Annotated in this window: 1 protein-coding gene; it reads left to right on the forward strand. The window is 57.4% G+C overall.

Going from position 1 to position 359, the window contains the following annotated elements; translation table 11 throughout:
- Nucleotides 1-359 (forward strand): immunoglobulin-like domain-containing protein (locus tag AAEZ06_RS26915; protein ID WP_350617115.1); only part of this gene is annotated, 359 nt, incomplete at both ends.

Genomic DNA, 359 nt, shown 5'->3' on the forward strand with positions numbered 1-359 from the left:
GTTTCTCTCCACGCCACCCCAAGCATCGGCGAAGGCGGCGATATTGTTTACACCGCGAGCCTCGTTGGCAAAGACGGCAAGCCGGTTCTAAACCTCGGCTCCGACCTGGTCGTAAAACTGGCCAACGGCGAAACCATCACCATCGCCAACAACGCTTCGTCGGGCACCGCAACCATCACTGTTCCGGCGGACGTTTACGTTAATCCCGCGATCTCCAACACCATTACCCAAGTGGTCAGCGGCGGCGAGAAGTACGAGAAACTGACCGTCAGCGATACGCCAGCGGGCACCACCGTTATCGATACTGAAACTCCGTCGACCATCAAGTTGACTGCATCGGGTGAAGTTAACGAAGGCGG

The organism is Pseudomonas sp. HY7a-MNA-CIBAN-0227 (assembly GCF_040310325.1).
Lineage (GTDB): Bacteria > Pseudomonadota > Gammaproteobacteria > Pseudomonadales > Pseudomonadaceae > Aquipseudomonas.